Here is a 13,558-nt window from a genome sequence, read left to right as displayed (position 1 = left end):
ACTTGGTCAAGAAAACCCGAAAGGGTGAAGCCGTGCCCACCACCGACGAGCTCGAACAGCTGCTGCGCGGGGCCACCCTGCGGGTCACGCGGCCCCGGCTCGCCGTGCTCGAGGCGGTCCACGACCACCCGCACGCCGACACCGACGCGATCATCGCGGCCTCACGGGCGCGACTCGGGGTGGTGTCCCACCAGGCCGTCTACGACGTGCTCCGGGCGCTGACCACCGCGGGCCTCGTACGCCGGATCCAGCCCTCGGGCTCCGTAGCACGCTACGAGTCGCGGGTGGGCGACAACCACCACCACGTCGTCTGCCGCTCGTGCGGGACCATCGCCGACGTCGACTGCGCGGTCGGTGACACCCCGTGCCTGACCGCCACCTCCGACCACGGCTTCGCGATCGACGAGGCCGAGGTCGTCTACTGGGGCACCTGCCCCGCCTGCTCCACTGCAGCACCGTCCTGATCCGCCCACTCCAGAAAGGTCCGCCGTGTCCGAGCACGAGCAGCCCGACGCCAAGGTCGGGGACATGAACGTCGAGGAGGCCGGGGGCTGTCCCGTGGCCGCCGGCAAGCACCCCACCGAGGGCGGCGCCACCAACCAGGGCTGGTGGCCCAACCAGCTCAACCTCAAGATCCTTCGCAAGCACCCGGCCGTCGCCAACCCGATGGGCGAGGAGTTCGACTACGCCGAGGCCTTCGCCACGGTCGACCTCGGGGAGCTCAAGCGCGACATCGAGCAGGTCATGACGACCTCGCAGGACTGGTGGCCCGCCGACTTCGGCCACTACGGCCCGCTCTTCATCCGGATGGCCTGGCACTCGGCCGGCACGTACCGGATCGAGGACGGCCGCGGTGGCGCCGGCGCCGGCATGCAGCGCTTCGCCCCGCTGAACAGCTGGCCCGACAACGGCAACCTCGACAAGGCGCGCCGCCTCCTGTGGCCCGTCAAGCAGAAGTACGGGCAGGCGATCTCGTGGGCCGACCTGATGGTCCTGACCGGCAACGTCGCCCTGGAGTCGATGGGCTTCGAGACCTTCGGCTTCGCCGGCGGTCGTGCCGACGTGTGGGAGCCCGACGAGGACGTCTACTGGGGACCGGAGCAGGAGTGGCTCGGCGACGAGCGCTACACCGGCGACCGCGAGCTCGAGAGCCCGCTCGCCGCCGTCCAGATGGGCCTGATCTACGTCAACCCCGAGGGCCCCAACGGTGAGCCCGACCCGCTGGCCGCGGCCCGCGACATCCGGGAGACCTTCCGCCGGATGGCGATGAACGACGAGGAGACCGTCGCCCTCATCGCCGGCGGCCACACCTTCGGCAAGACCCATGGTGCCGCCGACCCCGAGCAGTACGTCGGTCCGGAGCCGGAGGGCGCCGACCTGGCGGAGATGGGCTTCGGCTGGCGCAACACCTACGGCAGCGGCAAGGGCCGTGACGCGATCACCAGCGGCCTCGAGGTGACCTGGACCGACACCCCCACGCGGTGGTCCAACGGCTTCTTCGACCACCTCTTCGGCCACGAGTGGGAGCTCGAGAAGAGCCCCGCCGGTGCCTGGCAGTGGGTCGCCAAGGACGCCGAGGCGACGGTTCCCGGCCCTGAGCAGGGCGACCCGCCGCGCCGGCCCACCATGCTGACGACCGACCTCTCGCTGCGCATGGACCCGACGTACGAGCAGATCTCCCGGCGGTTCCACGAGAACCCCGCCGAGTTCGCCGACGCCTTCGCCCGTGCGTGGTTCAAGCTGACCCACCGCGACATGGGGCCCATCCAGCGCTACCTCGGGCCCGAGGTGCCGCAGGAGGAGCTGCTGTGGCAGGACCGCGTGCCGGCGCTGGACCACGCGCTGGTCGGTGAGGCCGAGGTCGCCGCGCTCAAGGAGACGATCCTCGGGTCCGGGCTCACGGTCGCTCAGCTCGTCTCCGCCGCCTGGGGCGCGGCATCGTCCTTCCGGGGCAGCGACAAGCGCGGCGGCGCCAACGGCGGCCGGATCCGGCTCGAGCCGCAGTCGGGCTGGGAGGCCAACGACCCCGACCAGCTCGCGACGGTGGTCCGCACCCTCGAGGGCATCCGGTCGGAGTTCAACGAGGGGCAGTCGGGAGGCGTCCGGGTCTCGTTCGCCGACCTCGTCGTCCTGGGGGGCTGCGCCGCGGTCGAGAAAGCGGCCCGCGAGGCCGGTCACGACGTGACGGTGCCGTTCACGCCCGGACGTACGGACGCGTCCCAGGAGCAGACCGACGTCGAGTCGTTCTCCTCCCTGGAGCCGACCGCCGACGGGTTCCGCAACTTCCTCGGCAAGGGCCACCGGCTCCCGGCGGAGTACCTCCTCGTCGACCGGGCCAACCTGCTGACGCTCAGCGCACCCGAGATGACCGTCCTCGTGGGCGGCCTGCGCGTGCTCGGCGCCAACCAGGGCGGCTCCACCCACGGCGTGCTGACGGAGAGGGTGGGGTCGCTGACCAACGACTTCTTCCGCAACCTGCTCGACATCGGGACCACCTGGCACGCCACCTCGGAGGCCCGGGACGTCTTCGAGGGCCGCGACGCCGCCACCGGCGACGTCCGGTGGACCGGGACCCGCAACGACCTGGTGTTCGGCTCGAACTCGGAGCTACGGGCGGTCGCGGAGGTCTACGCGAGCGACGACGCCGGCGACAAGTTCGTCGCCGACTTCGTCCGGGCGTGGTCGAAGGTCATGGACCTCGACCGCTTCGACCTGGTCTGACGCCGACCGCACGGGCGGCTGCACTCCTCCGGGGGTGCGGCCGCCCGTTCGCGTCCGCGGTCACCGGGTGGGCTCCGGGTCGTGGCGGGCGGCGACCACGAGCCCGGCGTGCCACCCGGGTGCCCGTCCCCCGGTCGGGGGCGCGATCCCCTGCACGTCGTGCCCGCTGCGGGCCAGCAGCCAGGCGACCACGGAGTTGGAGCTCCACATCTCGCCTGCCCGTTGCTCGTCGCGACCCCAGGTGGCCCGGGGGACGTCGGGCACCAGGTCGAGCAGGTGGGCGGCGCGGGTCCTGTCGGTGCCCAGGTGACGGGGACCGCCCACCGCCTCGGCCACGTCGGGGATCACCCCGTCGCGCCAGCAGCGCACCTCGTAGCGGAACAGGCGGCTACGTCCGAGCCACCGACTGCCCACGGGGCCCTCGCAGGCGACGCCGCGGTCCGGATCCGTCGTGCCCCAGACGGGACCCTGCTCGATGGCGTGCCGGTGCCCCTCGAGCCGCACCTCCAGGGCCGCGTGGAACAGGGGTTGCCGACGGCGGTGGTGGACTGCGGCGTCGACCGCCTCGAAGGCCAGCCCGTTGAGGCGTACGACATGACCGCCCGCTCCCAGCGGCAGCCAGAAGAGGAGGACCGAGGGCTCGGTGGCCGTTGCTATCCACCGAGCGTAGGACGTGCCGATGGTGCGGCCCCCCACCCGAAGCGGGTGAGGTCGCGGGCGGTGCGGACCGCCACGATGGGGACACCATGGCGCACGAGAGGTCGGCCGCGACGGCCACGTCGGCGGGCCTCGTGCTGCTGACGCTGGCCTCGGGACAGTTCCTGATGACGCTGGACAGCTCGGTCATGAACGTGTCCATCGCCCAGGTGGCCGAGGACGTCGGGACCACGGTCACCGGCGTGCAGACCGCGATCACGCTCTACACCCTCGTCATGGCGACCCTGATGATCACCGGCGGCAAGATCGGCACCCTCATCGGGCGGCGCAAGGCGTTCTCGATCGGGTGCGTGATCTATGCGTCCGGTTCGCTGACGACCGCGCTCGCGCCGAGCCTGACGGTCCTCATCATCGGCTGGTCGTTCCTCGAGGGCATCGGCGCGGCGCTCATCATGCCGGCCATCGTCGCCCTCGTGGCGGCGAACTTCCCGGCGGAGGAGCGGCCCAAGGCGTACGGCCTGGTGGCGTCGGCCGGCGCGATCGCGGTGGCCGCCGGTCCGCTGATCGGCGGCGCCGTGACGACCTTCTGGACCTGGCGCCTGGTCTTCGTGGGCGAGGTCGTCCTCGTCGGTGCGATCCTGCTGCTGGCCCGCAAGGTCCGTGACGTCGAGCCCGAGGAGTCCTTCGGCATCGACTACGTCGGGGTGGTGCTCTCGGCCCTGGGCCTCGGTCTCGTGGTCTACGGCGTGCTGCGGTCGGGGGAGTGGGGCTGGGTCCGCCCGAAGGAGGGCGGGCCGGACATCCTCGGGGTCTCCCCGACGCTGGCGCTGGTGGTCGCCGGCCTCGTCGTCCTCCGGTTGTTCCTGCGCTGGGAGGACCACGTGACCGCACAGGGCCGCGAGCCCCTCGTCGCGACCCGGATGTTCGCCAACCCGCGGCTGACCGGGGGACTGGTGATGTTCTTCTTCCAGTTCCTCATCCAGGCCGGGCTCTTCTTCACGGTGCCGCTCTTCCTGTCGGTGGCACTGGGGCTCACCGCCCTCGAGACCGGCGTACGGCTGCTGCCGCTGTCGGTCACCCTGCTGATCGCCGCCGTCGGCATCCCGAAGCTGTGGCCGGAGGCCTCCCCGCGTCGGGTGGTCGCGCTCGGGCTCGCCGCGCTCCTCGCCGGCATCGTCAGCCTGATCGCCGCCCTCGAGGTCGGTGTCGGCCCCGAGGCGGTGACCGTCCCGCTGCTGCTGGCCGGTCTCGGCGTCGGTGCCCTCGCCTCGCAGCTCGGCGCGGTCACCGTCTCCTCGGTCCCGGACGAGGAGACCGGCGAGGTCGGCGGCCTGCAGAACACGAGCACCAACCTCGGCGCGTCGCTGGGCACCGCCCTGGCCGGGTCGGTGCTCATCGCCGCCCTGACGAGCAGCTTCCTCCAAGGGGTGCAGGACAACCCCGACGTGCCCGACCAGGTGGTCGCCCAGGCCGAGACCGAGCTGGCCTCCGGGGTGCCCTTCGTGTCCAACGCCGACCTCCAGGAGGGTCTGGACGCGGCCGGTGTGAGCGACGCGGCCGCACAGGCGGTGATCGAGACCAACGAGTCCGCCCGCATCGCCGGGCTCCGACTCAGCCTGGCAGTGCTCGCCGTGATGGCGGCCCTGGCCCTCTTCCTCACCCGTCTGCTGCCGACCCAACCCGCGGGACGGGCCTAGGCTGTGGCCGTGCACTCCTCGTCCCGTACGAGCACCGCTGCCCGACGCCTAGCGGCGGCCGACCCCGCGGGCATGATCTACGGCGCCATCGTCTCGGCCGCGGCGATGGCGACCGTCAGCCTGCACACCGACCAGGCGCAACGGGTCGCGATCGGGACCGGCGTGGTGCTGGCCATCTACTGGCTGGCCGACCTGTACGTCCACGCCCTGTCCGTGCGGTTCGACGGTGACAGCCGGGGCCTGGTCCGCCGGCTCGTCCACGCCGCGGGACACAAGGCCAGCGTGCTCAAGGGCGGCGTCCCGACCATCGCGGCCTACCTCGTGACCTACGTCCTCGTGCGCGACGTCTCGGTGGCCGCCTACACCGCGCTCGGCGTCACCATCGTGCTGCTGATCATCGCCGGCTACCTCGGCGCCCGGCAGGCCGGGAGCCCGGAGCGGGCGGCCGTCGTCGAGGGCTTCGGCGCGGGGTTGCTCGGGGTGCTCGTCGTGGTGGCCAAGTCGCTGCTGCACTGACCGCCGCCACCAGGCAGGGACTCGCCCGGCTCACCTGATGGAGGTGATTCCCGGCGGGCCGGGGAACCCGGATACTGGCCCGCATGACGACCCCTACCCCGGGCGGTGGCGGATGGACGGCCTGACGCTGGCTGCGCTCCTGGGCGCGCTGGCCGTCGCCCTCAGCATCGCGATCAAGGTCGTGGCGCTCGGGGTGATCCCGGCGAACCGCAAGCCGTCGACCGGCATGGCCTGGCTGTTGCTCGTGCTGCTCAACACGGCTGCCGGGCTGATCGGGTTCGCGCTGTTCGGCTCACCCCGACTCGATCGCCACCGTCAGGCCCGCCAGGACCAGGCCAAGGCGAGGATCCGCGAGCGGACCGACCACGTGCCCGACCACGAGCTCGACCCGACGCTCCCGCCGTACGTCGGCTCCGTGGTCGCCCTCAACCGGACGCTCGGCTCGATGCCCCTCGTCGGTGGCAACACCGTCGAGCTGCTCCCGGACTACCGGGGCTCGATCGCGGCGATGACCAAGGCCGTCCACGGCGCGGAGACCTTCGTCGACGTCGAGTTCTACATCACCGCTTGGGACGACACGACCGACCCGCTCTTCGCGGCGCTCGCGGACGCGGCGGAGCGCGGGGTCCGGGTGCGGATGCTCTTCGACCACCTCGGCTCGCGGGGCATCCCCGGCTTCCAGGAGATGCTCAAGCGCCTGGACGGCACCAGGATCGAGTGGCGCGCGATGCTCCCGATCAAGCCGCTGAAGGGCGTCATCCGCAGACCGGACCTCCGCAACCACCGCAAGCTGCTGGTCGTCGACGGCCGGATCGGCTTCACCGGCTCGCAGAACCTCACGGAGCCGGGCTACAACAAACCGAAGAACCACGCGGCCGGCCGGGAGTGGGTCGAGCTCATGGCGCGGCTCCAGGGGCCCGTCGTGGCCACGCTGGAGGCCGTCTTCGCCCAGGACTGGTACACCGAGACGGGGGAGACGACGGCGGTCGCGATCGTGCCCGCGCCGGTGGGGGAGTCGAGGTCGGGCGCCATGCACGACGTCACCTGCCAGCTGGTGCCGAGCGGCCCGGGCTACGTCGCCGAGAACAACCTGCGGCTCTTCACCACCCTGATCTACTCCGCGCAGCGACGGATCTCGCTCACCAGCCCCTACTTCGTCCCCGACGAGTCCCTCCTCTACGCCGTGACGACCGCCGCCCAGCGGGGGATCGAGGTCGAGCTGTTCGTCAGTGAGGAGTCCGACCAGTTCATGGTCGGTCACGCCCAGGCGTCGTACTACCGGGCGCTGCTGGAGAGCGGGGTCCGGATCCGGCTCTACCCGTCCCCGTGGATCCTGCACAGCAAGCACTTCACGATCGACGACGACGTCGCCGTCCTCGGCTCGAGCAACATGGACATGCGCTCGTTCGCCCTCAACTACGAGATCAGCCTGATGATGCTCGGCCGGGACGTGGTCACCGCCATGCGTGAGGTCGAGGACACCTACCGCAGGCTCTCCCGCGAGCTCACGCTCGAGGAGTGGTCCCAGCGCCCGGGCCGCACGCGGTACGTCGACACGGTGATGCGACTGACAGCGGGACTCCAATGACGGCGAAGGAGACGCGCCGGCGGCGGCTGCGGCTGCTGGCGATCCCGCTGGCCGTCCTCGTCCTCTACTTCGTGCTGCCGGTGGATCCCGACGAGGCACCCCTGGGCGTGCTCACAGGACTGATGGTCAGCGGGGGAGCGCTCGCCGCCGTCGTCCGGGTGATCGCGCTGGAGGCGAGGGGGTCGGAGCGGCGCCTCAGCGGGTGGCACCTCGTGGTGGTCCTCGAGATCGCGCTGGTGGCGTTCTCCTTCGCGTACTTCCTCATCGAGACCCGGGACCCGGACCAGTTCTCCGGACTCGCCACGCGGCTCGACGCCCTCTACTTCGCCACGGCGACGGTGGCGACGGTCGGGTACGGCGACGTCCACGCCACCGGACAGGTCGCGCGTGGCTTCGTGACCCTGAACATGGTCTTCAACCTCGTGTTCATCGCCGCGGTGGTGAACCTGGCCAAGGAGCGGCTCAGCGAGCGCAGGCACCACGCCCAAGGAGGAGGCGGCGGCACCCCGCAGGATCAGGCCGGGCCGTAACCGGAGCGGTCGTCGCGACGGGTGGGCTGGGCGCGCGGGTCGTCGGCGGGGACGCGGTCCGCGCGCTTGCTGCGCGCCTGGAGGGCGAAGGCCGCCAGGAGGCCGACGACGACGAGCGAGACGATGACGAGCTCCAGCATGGCGATTCCCCGATCCGAGTAGGTAGGGGGACTCTCGCACATCCGGGGCGCCGAGCCACGGAAGCGCCGATGGTCGGGGAGCCACGGCTCCGGCGAGGCGCATCGGCGTCTCCGCGGCCCCCCGTGCCGAAGAGTGTGCGCCGGTCGCGGCGGGCCGCGCCTCACCCCGAGGGGTGATGCCTTGCCCCGGCCGGTCAGCCGCTGCGCATGAACCCGAGCGACTCGGCGGGGGTGAACCGGGGGAACACGGCCGCCGGGCTCACCGCGAAGCGCGCCGACACGATGTCCCAGAGGACCGCCCGGTAGTCGGTGGTCACCGTGAGGTCCGAGTCGACCTCGGCGGTCAGGTCGGGCCACGAGCCGTAGAACTGCCCGCCCCGGACGCCGGCGCCGAGGACGAACATCACGTTCCCGTAGCCGTGGTCGAGGCCCATGTTGGCGTTCTCCTTGACACGGCGCCCGAACTCGCTCAGGACGACGACCGTCACCTTCTCCCGGAGCGCCCCCAGGTCGGTCAGGAACGCGTCGACGTTGGTGGCCAGGTTCCCTGCCTGGCGCAGCATCTGGCCCCACGAGAGCGTGCCGATGTCGGTGTGGTGGTCCCAGTCGCCGTGGTCGACGGTCAGCACCTGGACCCCGACGTCCCCCTTGACCACCCGGGCGGCCGCCTGCAGCGCCTTGCCGAGGTCCCCGTCGTAGCGCGCCCCGTTGGCGGGGTTGGGGGAGGTGCGGCGTACCGGGGCGAAGTCGGCGTCGGCCCGGAACACCGACCGCATGGTGCCGGCGAGCGGGTGCCCGTTGCGGTCCCACAGCGTGTGGAGTGACCGCATCCGCTGGGGCGCGAAGCTCTCGTGGTCCGCACCGGGCACCCGGACGTCGTCGACGGAGTCCCCGGTGAGGTACGGCGCGGGGCCGACCAGCGAGCCCGGGGGCGTGCCGCTGCCGACGCCGAACGCCTGCAGGGGGGAGTCGATCGCGTCGGCACCCACGAGGCGGTTCAGCCAGCCCACCCGGGCCGACGAGCCGGGATCGGCGTCCTCGACCTCCTCCATCGCCGAGAAGTGCGACCGGTTGGGCGACGGGAGACCGGTCGCGTGGATGGCGGCCATGGCGCCGCTGATCCACCACGGCAGCAGGGGTGCCAGGGCCGGGTGCAACCCGAAGAAGCCGTCCTTGGCGAGCAGCTTCTCGGAGTCCACGGCGATCCGCGGCCTTGCCTGGTAGTAGACGGGGTCACCGTGCGGCACGACCAGGGACATGCCGTCCGCGGCGCCTCGGAGTGAGACGACCACGAGCACCGCGTCGGCCGACGCCGCGTGCGCGGCAGAGGCCGTGAGGACGGCGGAGCCGAAGGCCGTCGTCGTGCCGACCAGGGCCGCGGCCCCGGCGAAGAGACCACGTCGCGACACGGCGGCGAACTCGGGGCAGCAGGCATCAGGCGTCATCGCGGTCACCGGGTGTAGTGGTCGGGGGAGTCGAGGATGGTCACGATCAGCCGGTTCATCTTCCAGGCGACCACGGGGTGGCTCCTGGTGATCCGGGTCCGCGGGGTCACCTCCACCGCCTCGCAGCAGGCCTGCAGCAACGTGGCGGTCGACCGCCGGTGGAGCAGCACCTGCGACAGGTGGTCGACCAGCAGGTCGAAGCGCATCGGGAACCGGGGGACCCAGGCGGCCGGCTTGCGGTGGCGGGCGTCCTGGACCGGCCACCACCCGCTGCCCACGCTCAGGTGCAGGTGCATCGAGTTCAGCAACCTGGAGGGGGAGGACCAGGCGGCCGAGGAGATCGGCTGGCCGTCGGGTCGGGGCCACGACATCGGCAGCGTGCCGAGCCGGCCCATCTGCCACAGCACGGCGTGGGCCGCGCTCTGCTCGGTGCGCGGCGCGCGGATGGAGACCCCGAGCACGCGGTAGGTCGCCACCACGTCCTCCCCGGGGTCACGGACCTTCTGGCCGACCGAGGCGCGGAACTCCGCCGACGCGACGAGCGCGCGCAGCACTGGCGCGATGGCGGTGCCGTGGTCGAGGTACGTCGCCGCGAGCCGGTCCACCAGCGCCTGCGGCGGGTCGTCGGAGACGAACTTCACCGCGAGCCTCCGGGCGATCCTGGCCGCCGTGGCCGGGTGGTGGGCCAGGTAGCGGAGCAGCTCCGTGGTGACCGCCCGTCCGTCCGACGCGGCGTTGGCGTGCGAGAAGTCCAGCACCCTGACCGGACCGGTCCAGTGGTCGGCCTTGGAGTAGTGGGGTTCCCAGGTGCTGCGCTCGACCATCCAGCCGGTGAGGATCCGTGCGACGTTCTTGACGTCGTCCTCGGTGTGGTTCCCGCGGCCGACGGTGTGCAGCTCCAGCAGCTCTCGAGCCAGGTTCTCGTTCGGGTGGGCCTTGGTCGACACCGCCTGGTCGAGGAAGAGCAGCATCGACGGCTCGACGGTGGTCGCCTGGAGCATCTCGTCGAAGCGGCCGAGCGCGTGCCGGCGGATCGTGTCGCCGTACCGCTTGCGGTAGACGAACTGGTTGTCGCCCACGGCCGGGACGTGCAGGAGGTGCTCCCAGAACTCGGTCATCACCTCGTGGACCTGGCGGTTCGTCCGCATCCGCCGCAGCAGCAGCCAGCGCTGGTAGTGACCCATGAGGACCCAGCCCGGCTCCACGCCGGAGATCTGTCGCCGCCACGACTCGAGGCCCTCGAACGCGAGCCCCGGCCACCACGCCAGCACCGCATCGGCCGACCGGTCCGCGATCCTCCCGGGGGAGAGCTGCCACTCGAACCACTTCGCGGGGCCACCGTGCTGCTGCACCTGACGCGCCAGCGCCGGGGTGATCCCGTAGGAGAACCGCCCGACGAGGTGGCGCCCGGAGGCGGAGAGCAGCGGGTTGCCGCGGTAGCGGGCGGGCCGGTAAGTGGCAGCGGCGGCAGGTACTGCCGACGCCACGGCCGCTGCAGAGCCGAGGACGCCGGCAGTACCGATCACGGAACGCCGTGACGGCTCGAAGGTCGTGGGGGGCGCGACCGTCATCTGTGTCTCCCTGATCAGGCCACGACCCGGGGGGTTGTCGCGACCTGAGCCACGGTAGTGAGCCACCCGGACGGGCGCGGCGTTTCCGGGAAGGATGGCCCACCCGGGCCATGGAAATGACCCGGGTGGGTGGCGCGGCTAGAGTGGGGCCTTCCCGACCCCGAACCCGAAGGACCAGACGCATCCCCATGGACGGCTCTCAAAGTCGCCTTTCATCCGGAACGCCTGACATCGCACTCCTGACCGGGGGGTGTGTCCTGTGACCGAGTGGTTGCTGCTCGCAGCGTCGCTGCTCCTGGTGCTCGCGTGCGGCATGTTCGTCGCCGCCGAGTTCGCGTTCGTCACCGTCGACCGCAACCAGGTCGACCAGGAGGCCGCGTCGGGTGACAGCGCGGCTGCCGGCGTGCAGTCGGCGCTCAAGTCCCTCTCGACCCAGCTCTCTGGTGCCCAGGTCGGCATCACCGTCACGAACCTCGCGATCGGCTTCCTCGCCGAGCCGGCCATCGCCGAGCTCGTGGACGGCCCGCTCGAGGCGATCGGCCTGCCGGAGGGTGGCGTACGGCCGGTGTCGATCGGCCTGGCCCTCGCCCTGAGCACGGTGCTCACGATGCTCTTCGGCGAGCTGGTCCCCAAGAACTTCGCGATCGCGCGGCCGATGTCCACCGCGCGCGCCACCCAGGGGTTCATGCGCGGCTTCACGGCCCTCAACCGGGTGCCGATCCGGCTGCTCAACGGCTCCGCCAACGCCCTCGTACGCCGGCTCGGGGTCGAGCCCCAGGAGGAGCTGCGCTCCGCGCGCAGCTCCACCGAGCTGGCCTCGCTGATCCAGCGCTCGGCCGACCAGGGCACCCTCGACCACGAGACCGCCGAGCTGATGGAGCGGTCCGTGGAGTTCGGCACCCGCACCGCCGGTGAGATCATGACCCCCCGGGTCAGGACCACCACCGTCGAGGCCGGCGACCGCGCGTCTGCGGTGATCGAGCTGGCCCGGCAGAGCGGGCACTCCCGGTTCCCCGTCCTCGACGCCGAGGACACCGTGGTCGGGACCGTCCACGTCAAGCACGCGGTCGCGCTGCCCGTGCCCGAGCGGGCGACGACCCGCATCAAGCACATCATGGCCAAGCCGATCGTCGTCCCCGACTCGATGCGCCTCGACCCGCTGCTGGCCCTGCTGCGCGAGGACGGCTTCCAGATGGCGGTGGTCCTCGACGAGTACGGCGGCCACGCCGGCATCGTCACGCTCGAGGACGTGATCGAGGAGATCGTCGGCGACATCTCCGACGAGCACGACCGCCTCGGCGCGCGCGCCCGCCAGCGCCGTGACGGGAGCTGGCTGCTGTCCGGGCTGCTGCGACCCGACGAGGTCGAGGACCTCACCGGCATCGAGCTGCCCGAGGGCGAGGACTACGACACCATCGCCGGACTGGTGCTGCAGGCGCTCGGCCGGATCCCCGAGTCCGGCGACGTCGCCGAGGTCGAGGTGCCTGACCGCTCCGACTCCGAGGACCTCCGCAAGCAGCTCGCGACGCTGAGCGTGGTCCACATGGACGGCCTGCGGGTCGACCGCGTCGCGCTCCGGCTGCTCGACGGGCGTGAGGAGGAGCAGGCGTGAGCGACACCACCGCGATCCTGCTCGCCGTCTTCCTGCTGCTGGCGAACGCCTTCTTCGTGGGTGCCGAGTTCGCCCTGATCTCCGCGCGGCGCAGCCAGATCGAGCCCCGTGCCCAGGAGGGCTCGCGGATGGCGAAGAGCACCCTGCGGGCGATGGAGAACGTCTCGCTCGTGATGGCCGGCGCCCAGCTGGGGATCACCATCTGCTCCCTGGGCCTCGGTGCCGTCGGCGAGCCCGCCGTGGCCCACCTGCTCGAGCCCGCGCTCCACTGGGCCGGCGTACCCGACGCGTTCCTCCACCCCATCGCCTTCGCGATCGCGCTGACGATCGTGGTCTACCTCCACGTCGTCCTCGGGGAGATGGTCCCCAAGAACATCGCCATCGCCGGACCGGAGCAGGCCGCGCTGATCCTCGGCCCCCCGATGATGGGCATCGTCACCCTGCTCAGCCCGGTGATCCGTGGTCTCAACGCGATCGCCAACGCCACCCTGCGCCTGATGCGGGTGGAGCCGAAGGACGAGATCAGCTCCGCCTACACCCGCGAGGAGGTCGCCGCCCTCGTCGAGGAGTCGCGGGGCGAGGGCCTGCTGCGCGACGACGAGTACGACCGCCTGGCCGGGGCGCTCGGCTTCACCGAGAAGACCGTCGCCGGGGTGCTGATGCCGACGGCCGAGCTGGCGACCCTGCGTCGCGGGTCGACGGTGGCGGAGGTCGAGGCGCTGTGCGCGGCCACCGGCTACAGCCGCTTCCCGGTGCGGGCCGAGGCAGGCGACCTGCTCGGCTACCTCCACATCAAGGACGTGCTCGAGACCGACGAGTCGCTGCGGCAGCGGGTGGTCGACGACAAGTGGATCCGGCCCTTCGCACCGGTGCGGCTCAGCGACCCGCTCCACGACGCCCTCGAGCGACTGCAGCACCGTGGCGCCCACATGGCCAACGTCGTGGGGGAGGACGGGGAGGTGCTCGGCATCGCCACGCTCGAGGACGTGATCGAGGAGCTCGTGGGCGAGATCCGCGACGCGGCCCACCACGACGAGCCCGCCTGACCCACCTGTCCACGACCGCCGGATAGGGTGGCCGC

General features: G+C 71.8%; 12 protein-coding genes. 8 read left to right on the top strand and 4 right to left on the bottom strand.

The window, feature by feature from the left end; all coding sequences use genetic code 11:
• Positions 1 to 32: 32 nt before the first annotated feature.
• Positions 33 to 464: a Fur family transcriptional regulator gene (locus EXE57_RS02430; protein ID WP_135073678.1), complete on the top strand. Its 432-nt coding sequence runs from the start codon at positions 33 to 35 to the stop codon at positions 462 to 464.
• Between the two features lie 64 nt (positions 465 to 528).
• Positions 529 to 2,721 (top strand): catalase/peroxidase HPI, encoded by a 2,193-nt coding sequence (gene katG / locus EXE57_RS02425; protein ID WP_135080537.1) that lies wholly within the window; start codon positions 529 to 531, stop codon positions 2,719 to 2,721.
• 60 nt (positions 2,722 to 2,781) lie between these two features.
• Here the strand turns inward: katG and EXE57_RS02420 are convergent, their stop codons facing one another.
• Positions 2,782 to 3,417: a hypothetical protein gene (locus tag EXE57_RS02420; RefSeq protein WP_244246958.1), complete on the bottom strand. Its 636-nt coding sequence runs from the start codon at positions 3,415 to 3,417 to the stop codon at positions 2,782 to 2,784.
• Between the two features lie 50 nt (positions 3,418 to 3,467).
• Between EXE57_RS02420 and EXE57_RS02415 the strand changes: the two genes are divergently transcribed.
• From EXE57_RS02415 to EXE57_RS02400, 4 genes are all read left to right on the top strand, one after another.
• Positions 3,468 to 5,075, top strand: coding sequence for an MFS transporter (locus tag EXE57_RS02415; protein WP_135073676.1), 1,608 nt, complete (start codon positions 3,468 to 3,470; stop codon positions 5,073 to 5,075).
• A 9-nt stretch (positions 5,076 to 5,084) separates the two neighbouring features.
• Positions 5,085 to 5,591 (top strand): hypothetical protein, encoded by a 507-nt coding sequence (locus EXE57_RS02410; protein WP_135073674.1) that lies wholly within the window; start codon positions 5,085 to 5,087, stop codon positions 5,589 to 5,591.
• A gap of 112 nt (positions 5,592 to 5,703) precedes the next feature.
• Positions 5,704 to 7,179 (top strand): cardiolipin synthase, encoded by a 1,476-nt coding sequence (gene cls / locus EXE57_RS02405; protein ID WP_135073672.1) that lies wholly within the window; start codon positions 5,704 to 5,706, stop codon positions 7,177 to 7,179.
• Entirely contained in the window at positions 7,176 to 7,709 is a 534-nt protein-coding gene (locus EXE57_RS02400; protein ID WP_135073670.1) for a potassium channel family protein, read from the top strand. Before cls ends, EXE57_RS02400 begins: the two co-directional genes overlap by 4 nt.
• On the opposite strand, the gene EXE57_RS19570 is transcribed toward EXE57_RS02400, so the two are convergent.
• The 3 genes from EXE57_RS19570 to EXE57_RS02390 form a co-directional block, all read right to left on the bottom strand.
• Positions 7,694 to 7,849 carry a hypothetical protein gene (locus EXE57_RS19570; RefSeq protein ID WP_167305791.1) on the bottom strand — a complete coding sequence of 52 codons (156 nt, stop codon included), beginning with the start codon at positions 7,847 to 7,849 and terminating at the stop codon, positions 7,694 to 7,696. The genes EXE57_RS02400 and EXE57_RS19570 overlap by 16 nt on opposite strands.
• 194 nt (positions 7,850 to 8,043) lie before the next feature.
• Positions 8,044 to 9,294: a DUF1501 domain-containing protein gene (locus tag EXE57_RS02395; RefSeq protein ID WP_135073668.1), complete on the bottom strand. Its 1,251-nt coding sequence runs from the start codon at positions 9,292 to 9,294 to the stop codon at positions 8,044 to 8,046.
• A 5-nt stretch (positions 9,295 to 9,299) separates the two neighbouring features.
• Positions 9,300 to 10,865 (bottom strand): DUF1800 domain-containing protein, encoded by a 1,566-nt coding sequence (locus EXE57_RS02390; RefSeq protein WP_135073666.1) that lies wholly within the window; start codon positions 10,863 to 10,865, stop codon positions 9,300 to 9,302.
• A gap of 259 nt (positions 10,866 to 11,124) precedes the next feature.
• Here EXE57_RS02390 and EXE57_RS02385 point away from each other — a divergent pair, with 259 nt between their 5' ends.
• Entirely contained in the window at positions 11,125 to 12,477 is a 1,353-nt protein-coding gene (locus tag EXE57_RS02385) for a hemolysin family protein (protein WP_135073664.1), read from the top strand.
• On the top strand, positions 12,474 to 13,523 hold the full coding sequence (locus tag EXE57_RS02380) for a hemolysin family protein (protein WP_135073662.1): 1,050 nt from the start codon (positions 12,474 to 12,476) through the stop codon (positions 13,521 to 13,523). Before EXE57_RS02385 ends, EXE57_RS02380 begins: the two co-directional genes overlap by 4 nt.
• Positions 13,524 to 13,558 lie beyond the last annotated feature (35 nt).

Source organism: Nocardioides euryhalodurans (assembly GCF_004564375.1).
Lineage (GTDB): Bacteria > Actinomycetota > Actinomycetes > Propionibacteriales > Nocardioidaceae > Nocardioides > Nocardioides euryhalodurans.
Note: the sequence above shows the minus strand (reverse complement) of the source record. Positions and strands in the feature narration are given on the sequence as shown.